The organism is Variovorax sp. H27-G14 (genome assembly GCF_046156345.1).
Taxonomy (GTDB): Bacteria; Pseudomonadota; Gammaproteobacteria; order Burkholderiales; family Burkholderiaceae_C; genus Variovorax.
Map to the genome: position 1 here is coordinate 108,483 of NZ_JAYLVN010000006.1, position 22,564 is coordinate 131,046.

At 67.2% G+C, this 22,564-nt stretch carries 23 protein-coding genes; 15 read left to right on the forward strand and 8 right to left on the reverse strand.

Annotation, left to right across the window (positions count from 1 at the left end; genetic code table 11):
* Nucleotides 1–9: 9 nt before the first annotated feature.
* The 4 genes from VLK31_RS17150 to VLK31_RS17165 form a co-directional block, all read right to left on the reverse strand.
* Nucleotides 10–1,440, reverse strand: coding sequence for an MFS transporter (locus VLK31_RS17150; RefSeq protein ID WP_409169618.1), 1,431 nt, complete (start codon nt 1,438–1,440; stop codon nt 10–12).
* Between the two features lies 1 nt (nt 1,441).
* Complete coding sequence (locus VLK31_RS17155; protein WP_409169619.1) at nt 1,442–3,907, reverse strand: TonB-dependent receptor domain-containing protein; 2,466 nt, start codon at nt 3,905–3,907, stop codon at nt 1,442–1,444.
* 130 nt (nt 3,908–4,037) lie between these two features.
* Nucleotides 4,038–5,060, reverse strand: coding sequence for a FecR family protein (locus VLK31_RS17160; RefSeq protein ID WP_409169620.1), 1,023 nt, complete (start codon nt 5,058–5,060; stop codon nt 4,038–4,040).
* A complete protein-coding gene (locus tag VLK31_RS17165; RefSeq protein WP_409169621.1) occupies nt 5,057–5,614 on the reverse strand; it encodes an RNA polymerase sigma factor in 558 nt (185 codons plus the stop codon). The genes VLK31_RS17160 and VLK31_RS17165 overlap by 4 nt, the downstream gene beginning before the upstream one ends.
* A gap of 228 nt (nt 5,615–5,842) precedes the next feature.
* Between VLK31_RS17165 and VLK31_RS17170 the strand changes: the two genes are divergently transcribed.
* Nucleotides 5,843–6,202 (forward strand): hypothetical protein, encoded by a 360-nt coding sequence (locus VLK31_RS17170; protein WP_409169622.1) that lies wholly within the window; start codon nt 5,843–5,845, stop codon nt 6,200–6,202.
* 291 nt (nt 6,203–6,493) lie between these two features.
* On the opposite strand, the gene VLK31_RS17175 is transcribed toward VLK31_RS17170, so the two are convergent.
* The 4 genes from VLK31_RS17175 to flgA form a co-directional block, all read right to left on the reverse strand.
* Nucleotides 6,494–7,381, reverse strand: a complete 888-nt coding sequence (locus VLK31_RS17175; protein ID WP_409169623.1) for a winged helix-turn-helix domain-containing protein — start codon at nt 7,379–7,381, stop codon at nt 6,494–6,496.
* A 37-nt stretch (nt 7,382–7,418) separates the two neighbouring features.
* The gene (locus tag VLK31_RS17180; RefSeq protein ID WP_409169624.1) at nt 7,419–7,877 is read right to left on the reverse strand and encodes a flagella synthesis protein FlgN; all 459 of its coding nucleotides are present in this window, start codon (nt 7,875–7,877) and stop codon (nt 7,419–7,421) included.
* Nucleotides 7,874–8,227 (reverse strand): flagellar biosynthesis anti-sigma factor FlgM, encoded by a 354-nt coding sequence (gene flgM, locus VLK31_RS17185; protein WP_409169625.1) that lies wholly within the window; start codon nt 8,225–8,227, stop codon nt 7,874–7,876. The genes VLK31_RS17180 and flgM overlap by 4 nt, the downstream gene beginning before the upstream one ends.
* Nucleotides 8,228–8,322: 95 nt before the next feature.
* Complete coding sequence (gene flgA / locus VLK31_RS17190) at nt 8,323–9,087, reverse strand: flagellar basal body P-ring formation chaperone FlgA (protein WP_409169626.1); 765 nt, start codon at nt 9,085–9,087, stop codon at nt 8,323–8,325.
* Nucleotides 9,088–9,318: 231 nt separating this feature from the next.
* On the opposite strand from flgA, the gene flgB reads away from it, so the two are divergent.
* The 14 genes from flgB (at nt 9,319) to VLK31_RS17260 (ending at nt 22,560) form a co-directional block, all read left to right on the forward strand.
* Nucleotides 9,319–9,726 carry a flagellar basal body rod protein FlgB gene (flgB, locus tag VLK31_RS17195; RefSeq protein WP_409169627.1) on the forward strand — a complete coding sequence of 136 codons (408 nt, stop codon included), beginning with the start codon at nt 9,319–9,321 and terminating at the stop codon, nt 9,724–9,726.
* A 47-nt stretch (nt 9,727–9,773) separates the two neighbouring features.
* A complete protein-coding gene (gene flgC, locus VLK31_RS17200; RefSeq protein WP_409169780.1) occupies nt 9,774–10,169 on the forward strand; it encodes a flagellar basal body rod protein FlgC in 396 nt (131 codons plus the stop codon).
* Between the two features lie 29 nt (nt 10,170–10,198).
* Entirely contained in the window at nt 10,199–10,882 is a 684-nt protein-coding gene (locus VLK31_RS17205; protein ID WP_409169628.1) for a flagellar hook assembly protein FlgD, read from the forward strand.
* Between the two features lie 31 nt (nt 10,883–10,913).
* Nucleotides 10,914–12,134: a flagellar hook protein FlgE gene (flgE, locus tag VLK31_RS17210; protein WP_409169629.1), complete on the forward strand. Its 1,221-nt coding sequence runs from the start codon at nt 10,914–10,916 to the stop codon at nt 12,132–12,134.
* A 34-nt stretch (nt 12,135–12,168) separates the two neighbouring features.
* A complete protein-coding gene (gene flgF, locus VLK31_RS17215) occupies nt 12,169–12,915 on the forward strand; it encodes a flagellar basal-body rod protein FlgF (protein WP_409169630.1) in 747 nt (248 codons plus the stop codon).
* Nucleotides 12,916–12,961: 46 nt separating this feature from the next.
* Complete coding sequence (gene flgG / locus VLK31_RS17220) at nt 12,962–13,744, forward strand: flagellar basal-body rod protein FlgG (RefSeq protein WP_409169631.1); 783 nt, start codon at nt 12,962–12,964, stop codon at nt 13,742–13,744.
* Nucleotides 13,744–14,466, forward strand: a complete 723-nt coding sequence (locus VLK31_RS17225) for a flagellar basal body L-ring protein FlgH (protein WP_409169632.1) — start codon at nt 13,744–13,746, stop codon at nt 14,464–14,466. Before flgG ends, VLK31_RS17225 begins: the two co-directional genes overlap by 1 nt.
* Nucleotides 14,467–14,468: 2 nt before the next feature.
* Nucleotides 14,469–15,578 carry a flagellar basal body P-ring protein FlgI gene (locus VLK31_RS17230; protein ID WP_409169633.1) on the forward strand — a complete coding sequence of 370 codons (1,110 nt, stop codon included), beginning with the start codon at nt 14,469–14,471 and terminating at the stop codon, nt 15,576–15,578.
* A gap of 10 nt (nt 15,579–15,588) precedes the next feature.
* Nucleotides 15,589–16,599 (forward strand): flagellar assembly peptidoglycan hydrolase FlgJ, encoded by a 1,011-nt coding sequence (gene flgJ, locus VLK31_RS17235; RefSeq protein WP_409169634.1) that lies wholly within the window; start codon nt 15,589–15,591, stop codon nt 16,597–16,599.
* Between the two features lie 72 nt (nt 16,600–16,671).
* The gene (locus VLK31_RS17240; RefSeq protein WP_409169635.1) at nt 16,672–17,181 is read left to right on the forward strand and encodes a chemotaxis protein CheW; all 510 of its coding nucleotides are present in this window, start codon (nt 16,672–16,674) and stop codon (nt 17,179–17,181) included.
* A 58-nt stretch (nt 17,182–17,239) separates the two neighbouring features.
* Nucleotides 17,240–18,808 (forward strand): methyl-accepting chemotaxis protein, encoded by a 1,569-nt coding sequence (locus tag VLK31_RS17245; RefSeq protein ID WP_409169636.1) that lies wholly within the window; start codon nt 17,240–17,242, stop codon nt 18,806–18,808.
* A gap of 12 nt (nt 18,809–18,820) precedes the next feature.
* Entirely contained in the window at nt 18,821–19,102 is a 282-nt protein-coding gene (locus tag VLK31_RS17250) for a hypothetical protein (RefSeq protein WP_409169637.1), read from the forward strand.
* Between the two features lie 7 nt (nt 19,103–19,109).
* Nucleotides 19,110–20,879, forward strand: coding sequence for a methyl-accepting chemotaxis protein (locus VLK31_RS17255; RefSeq protein WP_409169638.1), 1,770 nt, complete (start codon nt 19,110–19,112; stop codon nt 20,877–20,879).
* A 79-nt stretch (nt 20,880–20,958) separates the two neighbouring features.
* Nucleotides 20,959–22,560 carry a methyl-accepting chemotaxis protein gene (locus VLK31_RS17260; protein ID WP_409169639.1) on the forward strand — a complete coding sequence of 534 codons (1,602 nt, stop codon included), beginning with the start codon at nt 20,959–20,961 and terminating at the stop codon, nt 22,558–22,560.
* The last annotated feature ends 4 nt before the right edge of the window (nt 22,561–22,564 follow it).

Sequence of the window (22,564 nt, forward strand, 5' to 3'; positions counted from 1 at the left end):
GGGAGAGGTTCAGGTGGGCCGCGCCGCGCGCATCAGCCGCACGAACGGGCCTTCGGTGGCGCGCAGCACCATGGCGCCCATGACGCCGCCGATCAGCGTGGTGGCCACGATGGAAACCGCCAGCCCGTTGGGCACGGACTTCAGCGCGTCCGACAACATGCCCACCACCAGCGGCCCCAGCACGCCGAAGGGCAGGCCGCCCACGGAGAGCAGCGCGATGGTGCGGGCGCGCAGGTGCGGCGGCGCCGCGTCCTGCAGCACGTTGGGCAGCAGCACCGCCCCGCCGATGAGCGGCACCACCAGCAGCGCCAGCAGCATGAAGGCGTCGTTGGCCGAGCGCGTGAACAGCAGCAGCGTGGACAGCAGCGCGGCCGTCAGATTGCCCAGCATGATGATTCGCAGCGCGGCGGCCGGCCCCATGCGCGGCTGCACGAAGCGCATCGCCGCCACGCCCAGCAGGCCACCTAGCACCGTGCCGCACAGAAACGCCAGGCCCATGCCCTTGCCCATCTGCGCCGGCGTGATGCCGTATTCGCGCGCCGCCATGATCGGCAGCCAGGTGCCGATGGAGCTCATGCCCACGCTCGCCAGCCCCGCGCCAATCACCAGGCCCGCGAAGGTGCGCCAGTGCGTGCGCAGATGGTCGCGAAAGCTGACGGTGCTGGGTGCGTCGTCGGCATCGGCATGAAGCGGGGCGTGAGCCGTGGCCGGAGCGCTGGATGTGACCGTTGCATCAGCGGCCTGCCGCTCACCACCGCGCCGTGTCCGTCGAATCGACAGCACCAGCAGCGCCACCGGCACGCCCGCGCAGGCCATCACGAAGAAGGTCAGCCGCCAGGCTTCCAGCTGCTGCATCGACGCGGGCAGCCAGGGCCGCAGGTCTTCCGTCAGGTGCACCACGGTGCCGCCCAGCAAGGCGCCCAGCGCGCTGCCGAAGATGGCCGACAGCGCGAACACCGCATTGGCCAGCACCCGCTGCGCGCGCGGAAACAGGTCCGGGATCATGCTGTTGGTGATGGGCGTGAGCCCGGCTTCGCCCACCCCCAGGCCGATGGAGGCGATGAACAGCACGCCGTAGTCCATGGCGGTGCCGCGCATGGCGGTGGCCGCGCTCCACAGCACCACGCAGGCGGCCAGCACCACGCGCCGGTCGTAGCGGTCGCTCAGCCAACCCAGGGGCAGCGTGGCGATGCCGGTGAACAGCACGATGCCGGCGCCCTGCAAAAGCCCCAGCTGCGTGTCGGACAGCTGCAGCGTAATGCGCATCGGCTCCGTCAGCAGCGTGAGGATGACTTTGTCGATCGAGCCCAGCACCGTCGCAATGACCAGCACCGCCAGCGCATACCAGGCGCTGGGCGGTGCTTTTCTTGTCGTCTCGTGTGCTGCGGGGCCCGTCGCGTCCGGCGGCAAGGCAGCCGCCAGCGGATGGAGGCTGGACATCTCAGAACGGCACGTTGACGGTCAGGCCCACGGTGCGCGAGGGCGACAGCGCCGCCTGCACCAGGTTCGGGTTGGCCGACAGGCCGGTGTCGATCGACAGAATGCCGCGCTTGTTGGCCAGGTTGCGCACATAGGCCGCAAGGCTGAAGCGCTGAAAGTCGATGCCCGCCTGCAGGTCGACCACCGTGTAGGCCGGCATCTTGATGCTGGGAATGACCGCGCTGCCGCGGTAGCCCGCGTCGCGCTTGCCGGTGTAGCGCGCGCTCACGCCAAAGTAGGCCGGGCGCTCGGCAATGCTGAAGTTGTGCGTCACGCCCAGCGTGGTGGCAAAGCGCGGCGTCTGCGGCAGCCGCGTGCCGGCCTTGGCGTCCAGGCCCTTCGCGTCCTCGGTCAGGCGCGCGTCGATGAGTGCGGCGTTGGCGGTGAAGCGCCATGCCTTGCTCGGCTTGTAGTTGAGCGTGAGTTCACCGCCCTTGATGCGCGCCGCACCCGCGTTGGTGACAAACACGAAGCCGCCGCTGCGCGTGGGCTGCTGCACGTCGCGCCACTCGATGTCGTAGAGCGCGGCTTCCAGCGACAGCGTGCGGTCCAGCAGGTCGGCCTTGTAGCCGAGCTCGTAGCTCCACAGCGAGTCGGACTTGTACATCGGCTGCACGATGCTGCGGTCGGTGTCGGCCTTCAGCACATTGGGGCCGCCGGGGCGGTAGCCGCTTGCCGCGCGAAAGTACATGGTGCTGGTGTCCGACAGCGTGTACTTGGCCGCGGCCAGGTAGGTGGTGGGGCTTTCCGACGAGGTGCCGCTGGCGTTGGCGTCGACCGGGCCGACCAGCGTGCCCGACTGCTTGCTGCCGTAGCGCTGCTCGTTGCGCGCCAGCCGCACGCCGCCGGTGAAAGACAGCGCGGGCGTCACGTTCCAGGTGACGTCGCCGTACGCGGCTTCTTCGCGGTAGCGCGAGAACTGCGTGGAGGTCAGGAAGGTCTTGTTGCCCAGCCCACCGTTCAGGTTGGCGCTGAGCACGCCGTCGTTCTCGCCGCGTTCGCGGTTCAGGTACACACCGGCCAGCCACTCGATGGTGGTGCCCGAGCGCGAGGTCAGCCGAAACTCCTGGCTCACGCGGTGCTGCTCCACGGTGCTGGCCAGCGGCACCGATGCGGCGGAAAGGCGCATCGCGGTGAGCGACGGGCCGTAGAGCGCGGTCAGGTCGACCGAGTTGCCGATCTTCACGTCCTGCGCGGAGGTGATCGAGTTCAGTCGGGCCCAGCCAAAGTCGTACTCCACGTCCAGCCCGAACAGCTGCGTCTTGTTGCTGTAAGACTCGTTGCCGCCCAACTGGCGTGTGCGCTCGGGGCCCCATGGGCGCCCGGTGCGCTTGTCGATGTCCTCGAAGCCCAGGCCCTTGCGGTGCACGTCCTGCACCATGCCCGTGAGGCGCACCGTGAGTTCGCGCGTGGGGGTGAGCAGCAGCGACACCCGGCCGCCGTCGGTATGGCCGCGGTCGATGTTGCGGCCCCTTCCCAGGCCGGTGGCGTCGTAGCTGCCGCCCACCTGGTCGGTGAAGGCGGCGAAGCGCACGGCGGCCACGTCTTCCTTGATGGGCACGTTGAGCACCGCGCCGGTGGTGAAGCCCGGGCCGCCGCCCTGCGTCCAGGAGGTGCCGAACTTCACCGAGCCCGCGAACTCCATGGTGTCGGGCTGGTTGGTCACGTACTTGAGCACGCCGCTCATGGCGCCCGCGCCGTACAGCGTGCCCTGCGGGCCGCGCAGCACCTCGATGTGGTTCAGGTCGAGCATGCCCATGTCCAGCGGCGTGAACCCGCTGAGCGCGCCGGCCGAGCTCAGCCCGGTGGCCACGTCGTCCACATACACGCCCACGGTGGCAATGCCCTGCACCGGGCCGGTGGTGAGCCCCCGCATGGTGAGCGCGCCGCCCACACTGCCGCTGCTGGTGAGGTTCACGCCCGGCTGCTCGGCGACGTAGTCGGCCAGGTTCCTGGCGCCGGCGCGCTCCAGCGTCTCGGCCTTCATCACGTTCACCTGCATCGGCACTTCGCGCACGGGCTCGCGGCGGCGCGTGGCCGTGACGGTCACGCTGTCGAGCGACTGCGGCTCTTCGGTGGTCGGCCGGGTCACCACCGGCGCGGCGGTGTACACCACCACTGCGCCGTCGTCGCCGCGCCGCGTGAGCAGCGGCGTGCCTTCCAGAATGCGCGCCAGCGCCTCCTGCGGTGCCAGCGCGCCCTGCACGCCGCGCGTGGCAAAGCCCTTCACGTCGTCGACCTTGTAGATCAGCTGCACGCCGCCCTGGGCAATGTAGGCATCCAGCGCGGACTTCAGGTCGCCGGCGGCCACGTCGAAGCTGCGTTGCGCCTGCGACTGCCCCTGGCCTTGGCCCTGTGCCTGCGTTTGCGTGGAGAGCCCGCCAATCAGCGCGCACGTCCCCGCAATGACCCAGGGCCGAAGGGTCACCCGTTTGCTCTTCTTCACGGACGGCACGGAAGGCAGGGTAGCGCTTTGCTCGATTCGATTCATGATCTACAGCGTGGTATTTGTTTGGGTACCCACTGAGACGAATGCCCCGTCACATTCCGGTAATAAGCTAGTTCGAAATTCTTGTTTCGTTGCCGTGCTCCTGCACCGCCAGGCCAAAGCCCTGCTTGAGCAACGCCACAAAACCGGCCATGTTGGCGGCGTCGAAACTGCCGCCGATGCGAATGCGCGCAATGGCCGCATCGGCAATCACCAGCTTGTGCGTGTTGTAGCGGTTGAACTGCGTGGCCGCGTCGGCCAGCGTGGTCTGGTCGAACACCAGCTTGCCCTGGCGCCAGCTCAGTTCGTCGTCGATCTGCTTGGGCGCCTTGGGCACCACCAGCACGTTGCCGGCGTTGGCCACCGCGGCCTGGTTGCGCGTGATGACGGTGGGCGCGGCGGCCTTGTCGCCCGTGGCATCTTGCGCGGAAGCGATTTGCACGCGGCCTTCTTCCACCACCACGTTCACCTGCTCGCCCTGGCGGCGCACCACGAAGCGCGTGCCCAGCACGGTGATGCGGCGGTCGCCCGCAATCACCACGAAGGGGTGCTTCTTGTCGTGCGCAATGTCGAAGTAGGCCTCGCCGTCTTCCAGCCACACCTTGCGCCCGCTGGCGTTGACCAGCGTGCGCAGTTGGGTGTCGGTGTTCAGCGTGAGCCTGGAGCCGTCGGCCAGCGAAACCAGCTGGCGCGCGCCCACCGCGGTGGCGTAGTGCTCGCTTTGCCAGTCTTGCGTGTAGCGCCAGCCCAGCCAGCTGACGCCGGCCGCGGCCAGCAGCATGCTGGCCGCAATGCGCTGGGTGGAAAAGCGCGGCAGCCACCGTGCGCGCGTGCCTTGCGCAGACGGGCTGGCCGCGGGCGCGCGCACGGGCAGGGGAATGGGCACGAAAGCGGGCGCGGGTGGCGCGCGCAGTGCGCTCAACCGGTCGCTGCGCTGCCACACGCTCTCCAGCCGAAGCCACGCGATGCGGTGCGCAATCGACACGGCAATCCACGCGTCCAGCTGCTGCTGGTCGGCCTCGCTCCAGTGGCCGCTGTCGCGGCGTGCCAGCCAGTCGGCGGCGGCGGATTCGATGCGTTCGGCTTCAGTCATGGCGAGAGCCTCTTGTCGTTCTGTGCCCGCCCGAAGGCCTTGGTGTCCAGCTGCACGCCGCTGGAGAGCATGGCGTCGGCCAATGCCCGCACGCCGCGCGACACCTGCCGCTCCACGGTGTCTTCGGTGATGCCCAGTTGGGTGGCCACCTCGCGTTGCGATAGGCCTTCTATCTTGCGCATTTCCACCACGCGGCGGCACTTGGAGGGCAGGGCGTCCAGCGCGGTCTGCAGCAGCCGCAGCTCGCCGCGGCCGGCGGCATGGCGCTCGGGCGTGAGCTCGTCGGCCGAGAAGTCGAGCGCGTCCAGGTCGGCAATGATTTCGATGGACACGATCTGGGCGCGGCGCGCCCGGTCGATCAGCAGGTTGCGGGCGGTGGCGAAGACAAAAGGCTTGACCAGCTCGGGGAGGGCCTTGGCAGCCGATTCATAGATACGCACGTAAACGTCCTGGCGCAGGTCGGGAATTTCGGCGTCGTCACGCCAGTTGCGGCGAAGAAAGCGCGTGAGCGCGGCCTCCATCGGCAGCACCTGGCTGACGAACCAGGTGTCCAAGTCACTGAGAACCAAAAGAGCGCTCCTGGGAATGGCCGGATGGGGTGGCGACGGGCCGCCGGGATTGGCGACAGACAGTGAGACGAACGGCCGCGCAATTTCCGGTAACGCGGCTTGCAAATAAATGCGCGCGCGCACCGAAATGCGGCGCGCGCCTTACCGGAAACCGGTGGCTGGCTCGTCTCACAAGGGTCACAAGAAAAATCACACCGCGGGAAGCACATTCAAATGAACAGAAGCCGGAGGCAGCATTCCTCCCTCCATGCCGGGCCCAGCCAACACCTGGCGCTGGCCCTGGCCGTCTCGGGTGTCTTGATGACAGGCCCTGCGTGGGCCCTGGGCGCGGCCCGCGATTTTGACGTGGGCAGCGGCGCGCTCAAGCCCGCGCTCGACGCCTTCATTGCGCAGTCGGGTGTGCAGCTCATCTACAAGGTGGAAGACGTGAAAGACCTGGCCACGCGCGGCGTGAAGGGAAAGATTGCGCCCGACGCGGCGCTGGAACGCCTGCTGGAAGGAACCCTGCTGCGCATTCGCCGTGGGCAGGACGGCGCGATGGTGCTGATTGCGCCGGTGCAGCGCAAACCCTGACCCAATGACAGGGCCCGTGTTCAGTTCGGCTTAAGTTTGCGTGCCGATACTGGGCAAGACGGTCAGCCGGCGCTGGTAGAGGTTGCTCAGGCACCCGCCCTCAGGGGTGGTTCCTCGAAGCCGGCGGTCGTCCCATCTTTCGGGCCATCATTTTTTGGGGTCTGCCCTCGGGTCTGCCCATTTGGGAGGCACCGCGTTGCAGGCCACGCCAGGCAACGATCTCGCCCCAACTTCGCACGGTTGTCCCCAGGGTTGTCCCCCATCGGCGGGGACAACCGCGAGTGCGCGAATTCAGGCCGCCCAGGCGCGCGTTTCGTCCTCGACGCGCCAGGCCGGCTCGTTGGAGGTCTCGGGGAAGCCCCCGCCGTCCAGGGTCTTGATCATTGACGGGATCTGGCTCTGCGTCTGGCCCTGCGCCTGGGCCTGAACCGGCGCCTGCGCCGGCAGGTGGCGCAGCTCGTAGCCGCGCCCGTACACCGAATGCAGCACGAACTCGCTCTGCTTGTGCAGCGACAGCTTGCGCCGGATGTTCGCCACGCAGCAGTCGAGCACGCGGCTCTTGCGCTCGATGCGCGAATCCATCCACAGCGAGGCCAGCAGCCAGTCGCGTTCCAGCAGCCGGCCCTTGTTGCGAAACAGCAGCAGCGCCAGCTCGAACTCGCGCGGCTTCAGCCGAATGTCCTCGCCCTTGAGCACCACCACCTTGCGGCTGCCGATGAACTGGTAGTCGCCGAAGCTCGCGCTCACCGACTGCGGATGCAGCAGCGTGTGGTTGCGCCGCAGCGCCTCGCGCACGCGCAGCTCCACCTCGAAGTCGTCCACCGGCAGCACCGCGAAGTCGATGGTGGCGCCCGTGGGCTCGGTGTCCGCCGCGGCCAGCACGTCCGTCAGCAGGTCGCGCTGCAGCGCATTGGCCACCAGGAAGATCGGCAGGCGCAGCGCCTTGCACATGGAGGTGAGCACCGGCCAGGCGCCTTCGTCCTTCAGCACCACCAGCAGCAGGCCGAACTGGCTGCCGTGCGTCAAGGCCAGCAGAAAGTCGGTGCTGTTGTCGAAGCGCACCGGCGTGCAGCCCATCAGGTGCAGGCGCTGGCCCCAGGCGTGGGCCTGGGCCGGGTCGCAGCCCACCATGGCCACCTGGCGCAAGCCTTGGGCGTTCTTCGGGTCGATAGCTTCCATGGAGGGACGTAGGAGAAAGAGTGTGGCGCGACGGGGCTCAGCCCGCCGCGAGGCGTGTGCCGGTGCCGGGCTGCGTCTTGCGAGCGCCGTCCGGGCCGTAGAAGAGTTGCGCGCTGGCCTGCAGAAAGTGCAGGGCCTGCTGCGTGAAGTCCAGGTGCGCATACACCATGGAGCCGTTGCGCAGGTTGTGGCTGCGGGCCTGCACGGCCAGCACCAGCAGCGCGGCCCAGGCCTGCTGCACGGCCGGGCCGCCGGCCGCCGCGGCAGCCTCGGCGCCCGCGCGGCCGGGCGCAAAGCCCAACACCACCTGCAGCGCCTCGCGCTCGATGTCCAGCGCCGCCATGCGGTCGAGCAACTGGGTTTTCTGCGCGGCAATGGCGGCCAGGTCGTTGAACACGTTGTCCGACATGGCCTTGGCTTCGCGGTCCAGCAGGGCCAGAAATTCCTGGATGCAGGCGGTTTCGGTGCGCAGGTGCGCTTGCAGCGAGACGGTCATTGGCCGCCCTTCGGCTGGGGCTTGCCTTCGACCGGCGCCTCCGCCTGGGGGTCGAGCAGGTCGCGCACGCTGGCCAGCAGGCCGTCGGCAATGCGCTCCGGGCGAATCTGGTAGCGACCGGCGCGAATGTCTTCGCGGATCGCGGCCACCCGGGCGGCGTCGAAATCGTTGCCGCCCACGGCGCTGGGCAGGGTGCGCACGTGCGCGGTGAACTGCGTCGGGGCTGCTTCCTTGGCGCGCGCGGCGGCATCTGCGGGGGCTGCGCCGCCTGCGGTGGCTGCAGGCGCCGCGGCCGGTGCGGGCGTTCGGTGAAGGGGCGTGGCCGAAGGGGCGGGTTGATCGATTTTCAAGGTGATTCCTCAGGGGCTGACCGGTATATCGGCAGCGCTGGCAAGAACTTTAGAAGCGACGTGCAACAAAGCGTACGGCCGCATTGTCCGAGGCCTCATTGGGCCAGCTGGACCTGGCCGTGCATGTCGGCCACGCCGCTGACCATGCGCCCGTCCTGGGTCTTGGCCTGCACCACGGCGCCCACCGTGGCCCCGGTCATGGCCTTGGCGTCGGTGCTGACCGAAAAGCCCGGCCCCTGGGCCACCACCTTCACGGCCTGGCCCTGCTGGATCACGGTGACACCGCGCACCAGCTCCTTGCGCAGCGGCGCGCCCGGCGCAATGCGGTTGGACGTGACCACGCCCGCCAGGTCGGCGGCGCTGGTGATGACCGTGCGCGGCAGGCGAGACAGGTCGCCCGTGCGTTCGGTGACGTCGCCCGGGCCCAGCGGGCGGCCCGACTCGATGGCGCGCGCGGCCACGAAATAGCTGCCTTCCACCGCCACATGGGCCTGCACATAGCGCGTCCAGGGCCGCTCGGTCTGGCAGCGCACGCCCACCGACACCCGGCCCCACAGCGTGGCGCCCGGCGGCAGAAAGACCTCGGGCGCTTCGCAGTCGGGCAGCACGGCGGTGCCACGGCCTTCCATGCGAACCGTCACCTTGCCGGGCAGGCCGGCGGTCTGCACCTGCAGGTATCTGGCGATGGCGGCGTCGGCGGCGGCGTTGGTCTGCGAGGTGTGGGTCTGCGAGGTGTTGGCCGCGGCATTCGTCGCATCCTGCGCAGGCTCCGCCGCCCAGGCGAAGGCCGTGCCGCAGGCCGCCAGAAGAGGCAACAGCACGGTATGCAGCAGGCGTTGGCGCAGCTTGGGGAGGTTCATCGCAGGAGTTGAAGAAGGGGGCTTGAGGGGCTTGGAATGCGGGGCGCCCTGAAGCAGGGGGCACAAGTCGCCGCCCGGAAATTCTAGAAATTCGCACCCGGATCGAAGGTGCGAGCAACAACACAAAACCCCCTTTGTTCGAACGATTGCAAAAGCATCTCATGCATAGACTCGCTTTCCATCTGTCGCCACGCCATGCGCAAACGCGACCCTTCAACAGATGGAACTCAGATGATCGACAAGCTGGATGCAGCGTTTCGCTTCAACCGCGAGGCCCTCAACCTCCGCGCGGAACGCCAGGAGGTGATTGCGGCCAATATCGCCCACGCCGACACGCCCAACTACAAGGCGCGTGACTTCGACTTCAGCGCGCGCCTGAGCGACGCCGTGGAGCGCGGCCGTTCGTCGCAGTCGATGTCGATGAGCACCACCTCCTCGCGCCACATCGAAGGCCAGGCGCAGAGCGCGTCCGACAAAGACCTGCTCTACCGCACCCCCAACCAGTCGAGCATCGACGGCAACACCGTCGAGATGGACGTGGAGCGCATCGCCTTTGCCGACAACGCGCTGCGCTACGAGTCGAACCTGACCGTGCTCAACGCCAAGATCAAGTCGCTGCTCTCGGCCGTCGCGCCCTGAGCCTGAATTACGTACCGGAGCCGCGCATGCCCTTCCCCAGCACATCCATGAACATCTTCAACGTGGCGGGTTCCGCCATGACCGCGCAGTCGCAGCGCATGAACGTGACCGCCAGCAACATGGCCAACGCCGAGAGCGCGGCCGGCCCCGACGGCATGCCGTACCGCGCCAAGCAGGTGGTGTTCGAGGTTGCGCCTTCGGGCATGCAGAACATCGGCGGCGTGCGCGTGTCCGGCGTGGTGGAAGACCCGTCGCCCCCGCGCATGGTGTTCGACCCCAAGAGCCCGCATGCGAATGCAGACGGCTACGTGGCCATGCCCAACGTCAACGTGGTCGAGGAGATGACCAACATGATCTCCGCCTCGCGCAGCTACCAGGCCAACGTGGAGGTGCTCAACACCGCCAAGACGCTGATGGTCAAGACGCTCACGCTCGGCCAGTAACTCCCTTTTCAAATTCAACAGGCAACGCAATGGCCATCTCCGACACATCTTCCATCAGCGGGCAGAACGCCGCCACCGCCACCAGCAACAACAGCGTGTCCAGCGCCGACAGCGAGCAGCGCTTTCTGAAGCTGCTGGTCACGCAGCTGAACAACCAGGACCCGCTCAACCCGATGCAGAACGCCGAGCTCACCTCGCAGCTGGCGCAGATGAGCACCGTCACCGGCATCGAAAAGCTCAACAGCACGCTGTCGGGCCTGGTGAACCAGACCGGCTCCAACCAGGTGCTGCAGTCGGCCGCGCTCATTGGCTACAACGTGCTTTCCCCGGGCGAAACGCTCACCGCCAAGAAGACCGAAGACGGCAAGGACCCCGCCACCCAGGCCTTTGCCGTGGAGCTGCCGGGCACGGCCGCCAACGTCGACATCAAGATCGTGGACGCCTCGGGCAACGTGGTGCGCACCATCAGCGCCGGCGCCATGAAGGAAGGCGTCAACGCCGTCACCTGGGACGGCAAGGACGACACCGGCAACGCAGTGGCCGAAGGCACCTACCGCTTCACCGTGGACGCCACCAACGGCAGCACCGCCGTGAAGGCCACCTCGCTCACTTTCTCGCAGGTGGCTGCTGTCAAGCAGGGCACCGACGGCGTCACGCTCGAACTGGCATCGGGCAACAACATCGGCCTGTCCGACGTGCGCCTGTTCCTCTGAACCATTCAACGCATCGCAACAAGGACACATCATGGCTTTTTCCCAGGGCATCAGCGGACTCGGCGTTGCCGCCGCCAACCTCGACGTCATCGGCAACAACATTGCCAACTCGGGCACCGTCGGCTTCAAGTCGGCCGCCGCCACCTTCCAGGACGTGTACGCCGGCTCGCGCGTGGGCCTGGGTGCCTCCGTGTCGGGTGTCACGCAGAACTTCACGCAGGGCGTGACGCAGACCAGCAGCCGCCCGCTGGACGTGGCCATCCTGAACGGCGACGGCTTCTTCCGCCTGGCCAGCACCAGCGGTGAGGTCATGTACTCGCGCAACGGCCAGTTCACCCGCGACAAGGACGGCTACATCGTCAACACCTCGGGCCTGCGCCTCACGGGCTACGGCGTGAACGCCAACGGCGGCATCAGCGGCGGCACTGCCGCGCCCATCCAGATTCCGACCGCGTCCATGACGCCCAAGGCCACCACTGGTGTTGACGCCGAGTTCAACCTCGACGCGCGCCTGAAGACGCCGACCAAGACGCCGTTCAACGCGGCCGACTCCGACACGTTCAACTACTCCAACGCCGTCGGCCCCATCTACGACTCGCTGGGCAACCCGCATGACGTGGCGGTGTACTTCGTGAAGTCCCCCACCACCGCCAACACCTGGGACGTGTTCGGCACCTCCGACGGCGCGGCGTTGAACGGCGGCGCTGCCATGAGCACGCTCACCTTCGACTCCAGCGGCAAGATGACCGCGCCCGTCGGCGGCAAGCTGAGCACCGGCGCCATCACCTTCACCAACGGCGCGGCGCCCCTGACCGCATCGATCGACCTCACGGGCACCAGCCAGTTCGGCGCGGCCAACGGCATGAGCAAGCTCAGCCAGGACGGCTACCGCTCGGGCGAGCTCACCTCGTTCTCCATCAACCCCGACGGCACCATCACCGGCAAGTTCTCCAACGAGCAGACCAAGCTGCTGGGCCAGGTGGTGCTGTCGTCGTTCGCCAACCCCAACGGCCTGGAGCCCAAGGGCGACAACGTGTGGGCCGAAACGCAGGCCTCGGGCAATGCGCTCACCGGCACGCCGGGCGAGGGCACCAAGCTCGGCTCGCTGCAGTCGGGTGCGCTGGAAGCGTCCAACGTCGACCTCACGTCCGAACTGGTCAACCTGATCGTTGCGCAGCGCAACTACCAGGCCAACGCGCAGACCGTGAAGACGCAGGACCAGGTCATGCAGACGCTGATGAACATCCGCTGACGCGTTACTGAACCACCGACACCAGGAACACCCAGTGGATCGAATGCTGTACGTCGCCATGAGCGGCGCCAAACAGGTCATGGACCAGCAGGCCACGGTCGCCAACAACATGGCGAACGTGTCGACGCCGGGCTTCCGCGCGCAGATTGCCAACTTTCGCGCCGTGCCCGTGGTCGGCCAGGAGGCGCAAACCCGCGCCTTCGTTGCCGCCACCACGCCCGGTGCCGACTTTTCCCACGGCCCCATCACCGAAACCGGCCGCGCGCTCGACGTGGCCGTGAGCGGCCAGGGCTGGCTGGTGGTGCAGACGCCCGACGGCGGCGAAGCCTACACGCGGGTGGGCAACCTGCAGATTGGCGCCGACGGCCAGCTCACCACCATGGGCGGGCGCCCGGTGGTGGGCGACAACGGCGCAATGACCGTGCCGCCCGGCTCCGCCGTGACCGTGGCCACCAACGGCCTGGTGGCCGCGCGCGACCCCGCCTCGGGCACGCTCACCGGTATGGCCGAAGTGGGCCGCCTGAAGCTGGTGAACCCGCCCAACGCCGACCTCGAGCGCGGCGACGACGGGCTCTTTCGCATGCGCGCGGGCCAGCAGCCCGCGCAGGCCGACGAAGCGGTCACGCTGGTCAGCGGCGCCATCGAAGGCAGCAACGTCAATCCGGTCGAGGCCATGGTGGCCATGATCGCCAACGCGCGCAGCTTCGAGATGCAGATGAAGTCGATGCAAAGCGCCGACATCAACGCGCAGTCGGCCAACAAGCTGCTGTCGTACGGCTGAAGCGCCGCCGCCGACCGCCCCTTCAAACACCCGCAGGACATCCTCAATGATTCGCTCCCTCTACATCGCCAAGACCGGCCTCGATGCGCAACAGACGCAGCTCGACGTGGTCTCCAACAACCTGGCCAACGTGGGCACCACCGGCTTCAAGCGCAGCCGCGCCGTGTTCGAAGACCTGGTCTACCAGAACCTGCGCCAGAGCGGCGGCCAGTCGTCCGACCAGACCCGCCTGCCTTCGGGCCTGCAAGTGGGTACCGGCGTGCACGTGGTCGCCACCGAGCGCATTCACTCGCAAGGCAACCTCACCAAGACCGACAAACCGACCGACGTGGCCATCAACGGCAGCGGTTTCTTTCAGGTGCTGATGCCCGACGGCACCACCTCGTACACCCGCGACGGCTCGTTCCAGACCGACCGCGACGGCCAACTGGTCACGGCCAGCGGCTTCCCGGTGCAACCGGCCATCACCATTCCGGCCAACGCCACCAGCGTGACCGTGGGCCGCGACGGCATCGTGTCGGTCGTGCAGGCCGGCAGTACCAACACCGTGCAGGTCGGCCAGCTCCAGCTCGCCACCTTCATGAACCCCACCGGCCTGCAGAGCAAGGGCGAGAACCTGTATGCGGAAACCGATTCCTCCGGCGCACCCAACCAGGTGAACCCCGGCGTGGACGGCGCGGGCACGGTGAGCCAGGGCTACGTGGAAGCCTCCAACGTGAACGTGGTGGAAGAGCTGGTGAACATGATCGCCACGCAGCGCTCGTACGAAATCAACAGCAAGGCTGTGCAGACCTCCGACCAGATGCTGCAGCGCCTGGCGCAAATGTGATGCAGGGCGTGCGTCTTCATCGTTGGGCCGGCGGTGCGCTTTTTTCGCGTGCCTTGCTGGCCCTGGCGCTGGTTGCCACCGTGCTGGCCACGGGCTGCGCGCAATTGCCGCGCGAGCCGCTGGTGCACCAGCCGATGACGGCGCGCGCCGAGAACTACGCGGCCCTGCAGCCGCGCCGCGCCCCCGGCGCCATTTTTCAGGAAGGCCCCGGCGCCAACGCGCTGTTCGAAGACCGCCGTCCGCGCAACATCGGCGACATCCTGACCATTCTCATCAGCGAGAAGGTCAACGCCACCAAGAATTCCGCCGCCAACGCCAGCCGCGTGGGCAGCACCGCGAGCGTGTTCGCCGCCATTCCCAAGCTCATTGGCGGCCTGCTCGACGGGCAGGACACCAAGCTCAGCGGCACCAACTCGCTCACCGCCAAGGGCGGGGCCAATGCCAACAACACCTTCAACGGCGTGATCACGGTCACCGTGACGGACGTCATGCCCAACGGCAACCTGCTCGTGAGCGGGGAGAAGCAGATGGGCATCAACCAGGGCACGGAGTTCATCCGCTTCTCGGGCGTGGTCAATCCGCGCACCGTGTCGGGCAACAACACCGTGCCGTCCACGCTGGTGGCCGATGCACGCATCGAGTACTCGGCCAAGGGCTACATCGATGAAGCACAAACGATGGGCTGGATGCAGCGCATCTTCCTCAACGTGATGCCGTTTTGAACATGAAAAATATCCTTGCTTCGCGCATCGCGGCTCTTGCCGTGCTGGGCACCCTGTGTCTTGCCCCCGCGCATGCGGAGCGCCTCAAGGAGCTCGCCACCATCCAGGGCGTGCGGGACAACCCGTTGATCGGCTACGGCCTGATGGTGGGCCTGGACGGCACCGGCGACCAGACCATGCAGACGCCGTTCACCACGCAGAGCCTGAACAACATGCTGCAGCAGCTGGGCATCACGATTCCGCAAGGCGTGAACATGCAGCTGAAGAACGTGGCCGCGGTAATGGTCACGGCCACGCTGCCGTCGTTCGCGCGGCCGGGGCAGAACATCGACGTGACGGTGTCCTCCATGGGCAACGCCAAGAGCCTGCGCGGCGGCACGCTGCTGATGACGCCGCTGAAGGGCATCGACGGCGCCACCTACGCGGTGGCGCAGGGCAACATGGTGATCGGCGGCGCCGGTGCCGCGGCCAACGGCAGCAAGGTGCAGATCAACCAGCTGAGCTCGGGCCGCATTCCGGCCGGCGCGCTGGTGGAGCGCACGGTGGAGGCACCGGTGGGGGCGGAGGGCACCTTTGCCATCGAGCTCACCCGTTCCGACTTCGGCACCACGCAGCGCGCGGTGGACGCCATCAACCGCCAGTTCGGCCCAGGCACGGCCGAGGCCATCGATGCGCGCGCCATCCGCGTGCGCGCACCCGAGCCGCAGCAGCGCGTGGGTTTCCTCGCCAAGCTCGAAGACCTTGAAGTGACCCCCACGCAGGCCAGCGCGCGCGTGGTGGTCAATGCGCGCACCGGGTCGGTGGTGATGAACCAGGCGGTGCGCGTGCGCGACTGCGCCATTGCACATGGCAGCCTGTCGGTGGTGATCAACACCGAGCCGGTCATCAGCCAGCCGGGCGCGCTCTCGGGCGGCAGCACGGTGGTGGCGCAGACCTCGCAGATTTCAGTGAACCAGGGCGGCGGCGCCATTCAGATGGTGCGCGGTGGCGCGTCGCTGGCCGACGTGGTGAAGGGCCTGAACAGCCTGGGCGCCAACCCGCAGGACCTGGTGTCGATTCTTCAGGCCATGAAGTCGGCGGGCGCCCTGAGCGCCGAGCTCGAAATCATCTGAGGACGATGCGATGACCGTATCCACCAGCAGCGCCTGGAGCGGCACCGACGCGGCCAGCCGCGCCGGCGCGCTAGACCAGCGCTTTGCGCTCGACGTGCAGGGCGTCGATGCCCTGCGCCGCACCGTGCGCACCACGCCGGAAGAAGGCCTGCAGCAGGTCTCGCGGCAGTTCGAGGCCATGTTCATGAACATGGTGCTCAAGAGCATGCGCGAGGCCACGCCCTCCAGCGGCATGCTCGACAGCCAGAGCCAGAAGGTCTATCAGTCGATGTTCGACCAGCAGCTGTCGCAGAACCTCTCGGGGCGCGGCGTGGGCCTGGCCGAGGCCATGCTCGCGCAGCTGCGCCGCACCATGCCCTCGGGTCCGCCCGATGCGGAAGGCGACGCAGCCATCGGCATGAAGCCGATGTCGCTGGAGCCGCGCGGCGGTCTGCCGTACGGGCCGAACGCGGGCATTCCGATTGGCTCGGCGCCCGCCAACCGGGTGGCCGCTCCGGCGGACCTGAGCGCGTACCAGATCAACGGCGACCGCCGCTCGAATGGTGCGAGCGGGGCCAATGCCTCCCTGCAAGGCCAGGTCGATGAATTCGTCGGCCGCATGGGCCCTTCGGCGCAAGCGGCCAGCACGGCCAGCGGCGTGCCCGCGCCACTCATCCTGGCGCAGGCCGCGCTGGAGTCGGGCTGGGGCAAGCGCGAGATTCGCGCGGACGACGGCACGCAGAGTTTCAACCTGTTCGGCATCAAGGCCGACAAGGGCTGGAAGGGCGCGACGGTCGAGACCATGACCACCGAATTCGTCGACGGCGAGCCGCAGAAGGTGCGCGCCAAGTTCCGCGCCTACGGCTCCTACCAGGAAGCCTTTACCGACTACGCGCAGTTCATCACGCGCAACCCGCGCTATGCCAACGTGCTGGCCACCGACGACCCGGCGGCCGCGGCGCACGGCCTGCAGCGCGCGGGCTACGCCACCGATCCGAAGTACGGCGAAAAGCTGGTTCGCATCATGCAGAAATTCAGCTGAGCCGCGCGCGGCCCGGCCCATGCCTGAAATGCCCGCAATGCCCTGGCGGCATCCACCACACCAAGGACTCCCATGAACGAGATTGCGGGCACCGCCCACCGACAACAGCAGCAGCAACAACTGGCCTCCGGCCGCCTGGAGGTCGTGACCTTCAAGCTGGGCGAAGAGGAATACGGCATCGACATCCAGAAGGTGCAGGAGCTGCGCGGCTACGACGCGGTGACGCGCATTGCCAACGCACCGGACTACATCAAGGGCGTGGTCAACCTGCGCGGCATCATCGTGCCGATCATCGACATGCGCATCAAGTTCAAGCTGGGCGACCCGACGTACGACCAGTTCACGGTGGTGATCGTGCTGAACATCGGTGGGCGCGTGGTGGGCATGGTGGTGGACAGCGTGTCGGACGTGATCACGCTCACGGCCGAGCAGATCAAGCCGCCGCCGGAGCTGGGCGCCGCGCTGGACGCTGATTACCTCATCGGCCTGGGCACGCTGGACGAGCGGATGCTGATTCTGGTGGACATCGACCGCCTGATGTCCAGCGACGAAATGGGCCTCATCGAAAAGATGGCTGCCTGACCGCGCACACGACAGCACCTCGGAAAAAAACGACAGACAGGGTTCGCGGGAGAGACACATGAAAAATTGGAAGATCGGTCGGCGCCTGGGCGTCGGTTTTGGGCTGGTGCTGGCGTTGATGCTCATCACCGCTGGCATTGCCGTGCTGCGCCTGCAGGGCGTGGGCGCGGCCACCGAGTCGATGGCCAAGCGCTCGCTGGTCAAGGAGCGCCTGGCCGCGGCCTGGCAGCTGGGCACCAGCACCAACAGCGTGCGCACCTTCTCGCTGCTCAAGAGCAGCGACCCCGCCGTGCAGGCCTATCTGCAGAAGAACATCACCGCCACCAGCGCCGTCATCAGCGAAACGCAGAAGAAGCTGGAAGACATGCTCGACACGCCGGCCGAGCTTGCGCTGAGCGCGGACATCAAGCAAAAGCGTGGCGTGTATGTGGCGCTGCGCAACCAGGTGCTCAAGCTCAAGGCCGACGGCCGCGCCGACGAGGCCGCAAAGCTCACCGACGCGCAACTGATGCCCGCGCTGGACGCCTACGACGCGAGCATTCGCGCCATGCTGGCGCAACAGCAGCAAGACATCGACAAGACCGCCGCCGACATCGACACGCAGTACCGCTCGGGCCGCATCTATGTGCTGAGCCTCACCATGTTCTCGCTGGTGGTGGGCACGGTGGTGGCCTGGGTGCTCACCCGCAGCATCGTCGGGCCGATCGGCGAGGCACTGCTGATTGCCGAGACCGTGGCGGCCGGCGACCTGAGCCAGGACTTCGAAACCGAACGCGGTGGCGACTTCGGCCGGCTGCTGCGCGGCATGGGCGACATGGAAGACACGCTCACCGACCTGGTGACGCGCATCAAGGCCTCGACCGATTCGATCGCGGTGGCCTCGCGGCAGATTGCCGCGGGCAACCAGGACCTGTCTTCGCGCACCGAAGAACAAGCCAGTTCGCTGGAACAGACCGCTGCTTCGATGGAAGAACTCACATCGACCGTGAAGCAGAACGCCGACAACGCACGCCAGGCCAACCAGCTGGCCGTGTCCGCCTCCGCGGTGGCGGTGCGGGGTGGCAACGTGGTGTCGCAAGTGGTGGGCACCATGGGGTCGATCAATGCGTCGTCCAGAAAGATCGTGGACATCATCGGCGTGATCGACGGCATCGCGTTTCAAACCAACATCCTCGCGCTGAATGCGGCCGTGGAAGCCGCGCGTGCGGGCGAGCAGGGCAAGGGCTTTGCCGTGGTGGCGTCGGAAGTGCGCAGCCTGGCGCAGCGGTCCGCGTCGGCGGCCAAAGAAATCAAGACCCTCATCGGCGACTCCGTGGAGAAGGTCGAAGAGGGCAGCAAGCAGGTGGCCGAAGCGGGCCGCACCATGGAAGAGATCGTGGGCAGCGTGAAGCGCGTCACCGACATCATGGGCGAGATCACCTCGGCCAGCCAGGAGCAGACCTCCGGCATCGAACAGATCAACCAGGCCATCTCGCAGATGGACCAGGTCACGCAGCAGAACGCCGCGCTGGTGGAGCAGGCTGCGGCCGCTGCCCAGTCGCTGCAGGAGCAGGCCGACAACCTGGTGCGCGCCGTCAGCACTTTCAAGCTCGACGCCGATGAACCCACAACAGCCCAGGTGGCCTGAAGTACCGAACCCGTGCGCTCCCGTCTCAGTCCCAAGTTGGCGCTTCGCCTGGGCAGCGGCTTTGCCGTTTTTCTTTTCATGCTGGCCGCGGCCCTGAGCCTTGGCTTCAAGGCCGGCGCCGGCTACGAGTGGGCCCTTCACGCGGTGTTTGCGCTGGGCGTGACCGCGCTGCTGGCCGGCGTGCTCATCGCCTGGTGCATCACGCGCGCCCTGGCCCGCTCCGCGCGCGACGCCGATCTGGTCAGCCAGCGGCTGGACCGCGTTTTTCAGAATTTCAAAGCAAGCGACTCCTGACCTTTTCATGAACTCACTCCTCAATCTCAAGATCGGCACCCGTCTCGGCATCGGCTTTGCCGCGGTGCTCCTGTTGCTGGCCGGCCTGGTCGGCCTGGGCCTGAACGCCATGGGCGGCATTCAGTCGCGGCTGGACGGCATCGTCACCAACAACAACGTGAAGGTGGCCTCGGTCAACAAGATGATGGACGCGATCCGCGACATCGCGATCCTCGACAGCAACCTCATTCTGCTGAGCGACGAGGCGGCCATGCGCGAGGAAGGCAAGAAGATCACCGCCGCGCGCGACAGCTTCACCGAGTCGCGCACCGCGCTGGCCAAGCTGCTCATCACGCCCGCGGGCAAGGCGCTTCTGGCCGGCATCGACGAGAAGGTGGGCGTGCTCTTTCCGCTGCACACCGCGCTGTCGGAACTGGGACTGCAGAACAAGAACGAAGAAGCGACCGCGATCTTCATCACCAAGTTCCAGCCGGCCGTGAAGACCGCGCTCGGCGAGCTCGACAACCTGGCCGCGCATGAAGGCAGGCTGTCGCGCGTGGCCAACGAGGAGGCCGGCGCCGCCTACGCATGGGCGCGCAACCTGATGCTCGCGCTGGGGGCCTTGGCCGTGCTGGCGGGCGCCGCCATTGCGTGGTTCATCACGCGCACCATCACCCGCCCGATCGGCGAGGCCGTGCTGGTGGCCGAGAAGGTGGCCGCGGGCGACATCAGCTCGCGCATCGAGGTGCATTCGAAAGACGAAACCGGCCGGCTGATGCTCGCGCTGAAGGCCATGAACGAAAGCCTGGTGCGGATCGTGCGCGAAGTGCGCATCGGCACGGACACGATTGCCACGGCATCGAGCCAGATTGCCTCGGGCAACCAGGACTTGTCTTCGCGCACCGAAGAACAGGCCAGCTCGCTGGAACAGACCGCGGCGTCGATGGAAGAACTGACTTCGACCGTGAAGCAGAACGCTGACAACGCACGTCAAGCCAACCAGTTGGCCGTGTCGGCCTCCGCTGTTGCAGTGAAGGGCGGCAGCGTGGTGTCGCAAGTGGTCGACACCATGGGTTCGATCAACGCGTCCTCCAAGAAGATCGTCGACATCATTGCGGTGATCGACGGCATCGCGTTCCAGACCAACATCCTCGCGTTGAATGCCGCCGTGGAAGCCGCGCGTGCGGGTGAGCAAGGCCGTGGCTTTGCGGTCGTGGCTTCGGAAGTTCGCAACCTGGCGCAGCGCTCCGCTGCGGCAGCCAAGGAAATCAAGACCCTCATCGGCGACTCCGTGGAGAAGGTCGAAGAGGGCAGCAAGCAGGTGGAAGAAGCCGGCCGCACGATGGACGAAATCGTGGGCAGCGTGAAGCGCGTGACGGACATCATGGGCGAGATCACCTCGGCCAGCCAGGAGCAGACCTCGGGCATCGAGCAGATCAACCAGGCCATCTCGCAGATGGACCAGGTCACCCAACAGAACGCCGCGCTGGTCGAAGAGGCTTCGGCCGCTGCCCAGTCGCTGCAGGAACAGGCCGGCAGCCTGGTGAAGACCGTCAGCGTGTTCAAGCTCGGCGGCGAAGCGATGGCGCCCGCGCGCCCGAGCTTCACGCGCATCACCCCAATCACCCCAATCACCCCAATCACCCCAATCACCCCAATCACTCCCAAGCGGCCAGCGCACCCCGCCGGCAAGGGCGCACGGCCCGCAGCCAAGGCCTTGCCCGCCCACCGCAAGGCCTGCGGCGCCCCGCAACTGGCCATGGCCAGCGACGCGAAAGGCGATTGGACGGAGTTTTGAGAAAAAAGGTCTCAAGTCTGGCGACCTGATGCCGATAACAGAGGGTGACCCGTCCCCCCGTTATTGAAGGAAGCGCGCAATGAGTCTGAAGGATCTGAAAATCGGCACCCGTCTGGGCCTCGGCTTCACGGTGACGCTGCTGCTGATGGCACTCATCGCGTGCATCGGCGTGCTGCGGCTCACCGCCGTGGGCAAGGCGACCGACGAGATGGTGACGCAGGCACTGGTGAAGGAGCGCCTGGCGACCGAATGGCTGGCCAATGTGCGCTCCAACACCGTGGCCAGCTTCGCGATGGTCAAGGCGACCGACCCGCAGGTGGTGGCCTACTTCGCCAAGACCCAGGCCGCAGGCTCGGCGCGCATCAACCCGGTGCAAAAGCAGCTGGACACCATGCTGGACACGCCCGACGAGAAGGCGCTTTACGCCAAGGTGGCGGCGGCGCGCAAGGTGGTGCTCGACACGCTGGGCGTCATCGGCAAGCTGAAAGACGGCGGCCAGCAGGCGGAAGCCAACACCATGGTCGAGACCCAGTTCACCGACGCGCTGGCCGGCTACAGCGGCGCGGTGGAAGCGCTGGCCGGCCACCAGCGCGAGAAGATCGATGCCGCGGCCAAGGGCATCGCAAGCGACTACACGGCGGGCCGCACCATGCTCTTGGTGCTGTCCGCTTTTGCCCTGGTGGTGGGCGCGCTGTTTGCCTGGCGCCTCACGCTGGGCATCGTGCGCCCGCTGGGCCGCGCCGTGACGGTCGCCGAAACGGTGGCCGCCGGCGATCTGAGCGCCCACATCGTGGTCGAGAGCCGCGACGAGGCCGGGCAGCTGATGCATGCGCTGCGCGAGATGAACGCCAGCCTGGCCAAGGTGGTGGGCGAGGTGCGCATGGGCACCGACACGATTGCCACGGCTTCCAATCAGATTGCCTCGGGCAACCAGGACCTTTCTTCGCGCACCGAGGAACAAGCCAGCTCCCTGGAACAGACTGCGGCGTCGATGGAAGAACTCACTTCGACCGTGAAACAGAACGCCGACAACGCACGCCAGGCCAACCAGCTGGCCGTGTCCGCGTCTGAAGTGGCGGTGAAGGGCGGCAGCGTGGTGTCGCAGGTCGTGCAGACCATGGGCTCGATCAATGCGTCGTCCAAGAAGATCGTGGACATCATCGGCGTGATCGACGGCATCGCGTTTCAAACCAACATCCTCGCGCTGAACGCGGCAGTGGAAGCCGCACGTGCCGGTGAACAGGGCCGCGGCTTTGCCGTGGTGGCCTCCGAAGTGCGCAACCTCGCGCAGCGCTCGGCCGCGGCGGCCAAGGAAATCAAGACGCTCATCGGCGACTCGGTGGAGAAGGTTGAGGCCGGCAGCAAGCAGGTGGCGGAAGCGGGCCGCACGATGGAAGAAATCGTGGGCAGCGTGAAGCGCGTGACCGACATCATGGGCGAGATCACCGCGGCCAGCCAGGAGCAGACCTCGGGCATCGAGCAGATCAACCAGGCCATCTCGCAGATGGACCAGGCCACGCAGCAGAACGCCGCGCTGGTCGAAGAGGCTTCGGCCGCCGCGCAATCGATGCAGGAGCAGGCCGGGAACCTGTCTCAGGTCGTGGGCGTGTTTCGCCTGGACGGCAGCCGCACGGGCGGCGCGGCACCGCACGGGCAGTTTGCCGCGCTCGCACCCCAATAAAAAA

What these genes read in the sequence shown, in the direction of transcription:
- VLK31_RS17255 (WP_409169638.1), top strand. Translation starts at nt 19,110, where the DNA reads ATGAACTCACTCCTCAATCTCAAGATCGGCACCCGTCTCGGCATCGGC.
- VLK31_RS17205 (WP_409169628.1), top strand. Translation starts at nt 10,199, where the DNA reads ATGGCCATCTCCGACACATCTTCCATCAGCGGGCAGAACGCCGCCACC.
- VLK31_RS17180 (WP_409169624.1), bottom strand. Translation starts at nt 7,877, where the DNA reads ATGACCGTCTCGCTGCAAGCGCACCTGCGCACCGAAACCGCCTGCATC.
- VLK31_RS17170 (WP_409169622.1), top strand. Translation starts at nt 5,843, where the DNA reads ATGAACAGAAGCCGGAGGCAGCATTCCTCCCTCCATGCCGGGCCCAGC.
- VLK31_RS17230 (WP_409169633.1), top strand. Translation starts at nt 14,469, where the DNA reads ATGAAAAATATCCTTGCTTCGCGCATCGCGGCTCTTGCCGTGCTGGGC.
- VLK31_RS17160 (WP_409169620.1), bottom strand. Translation starts at nt 5,060, where the DNA reads ATGACTGAAGCCGAACGCATCGAATCCGCCGCCGCCGACTGGCTGGCA.
- VLK31_RS17150 (WP_409169618.1), bottom strand. Translation starts at nt 1,440, where the DNA reads ATGTCCAGCCTCCATCCGCTGGCGGCTGCCTTGCCGCCGGACGCGACG.
- flgA (WP_409169626.1), bottom strand. Translation starts at nt 9,087, where the DNA reads ATGAACCTCCCCAAGCTGCGCCAACGCCTGCTGCATACCGTGCTGTTG.
- VLK31_RS17245 (WP_409169636.1), top strand. Translation starts at nt 17,240, where the DNA reads ATGAAAAATTGGAAGATCGGTCGGCGCCTGGGCGTCGGTTTTGGGCTG.
- flgB (WP_409169627.1), top strand. Translation starts at nt 9,319, where the DNA reads ATGATCGACAAGCTGGATGCAGCGTTTCGCTTCAACCGCGAGGCCCTC.
- flgJ (WP_409169634.1), top strand. Translation starts at nt 15,589, where the DNA reads ATGACCGTATCCACCAGCAGCGCCTGGAGCGGCACCGACGCGGCCAGC.
- VLK31_RS17225 (WP_409169632.1), top strand. Translation starts at nt 13,744, where the DNA reads ATGCAGGGCGTGCGTCTTCATCGTTGGGCCGGCGGTGCGCTTTTTTCG.
- flgG (WP_409169631.1), top strand. Translation starts at nt 12,962, where the DNA reads ATGATTCGCTCCCTCTACATCGCCAAGACCGGCCTCGATGCGCAACAG.
- VLK31_RS17240 (WP_409169635.1), top strand. Translation starts at nt 16,672, where the DNA reads ATGAACGAGATTGCGGGCACCGCCCACCGACAACAGCAGCAGCAACAA.
- VLK31_RS17260 (WP_409169639.1), top strand. Translation starts at nt 20,959, where the DNA reads ATGAGTCTGAAGGATCTGAAAATCGGCACCCGTCTGGGCCTCGGCTTC.
- VLK31_RS17175 (WP_409169623.1), bottom strand. Translation starts at nt 7,381, where the DNA reads ATGGAAGCTATCGACCCGAAGAACGCCCAAGGCTTGCGCCAGGTGGCC.
- flgE (WP_409169629.1), top strand. Translation starts at nt 10,914, where the DNA reads ATGGCTTTTTCCCAGGGCATCAGCGGACTCGGCGTTGCCGCCGCCAAC.
- flgC (WP_409169780.1), top strand. Translation starts at nt 9,774, where the DNA reads ATGAACATCTTCAACGTGGCGGGTTCCGCCATGACCGCGCAGTCGCAG.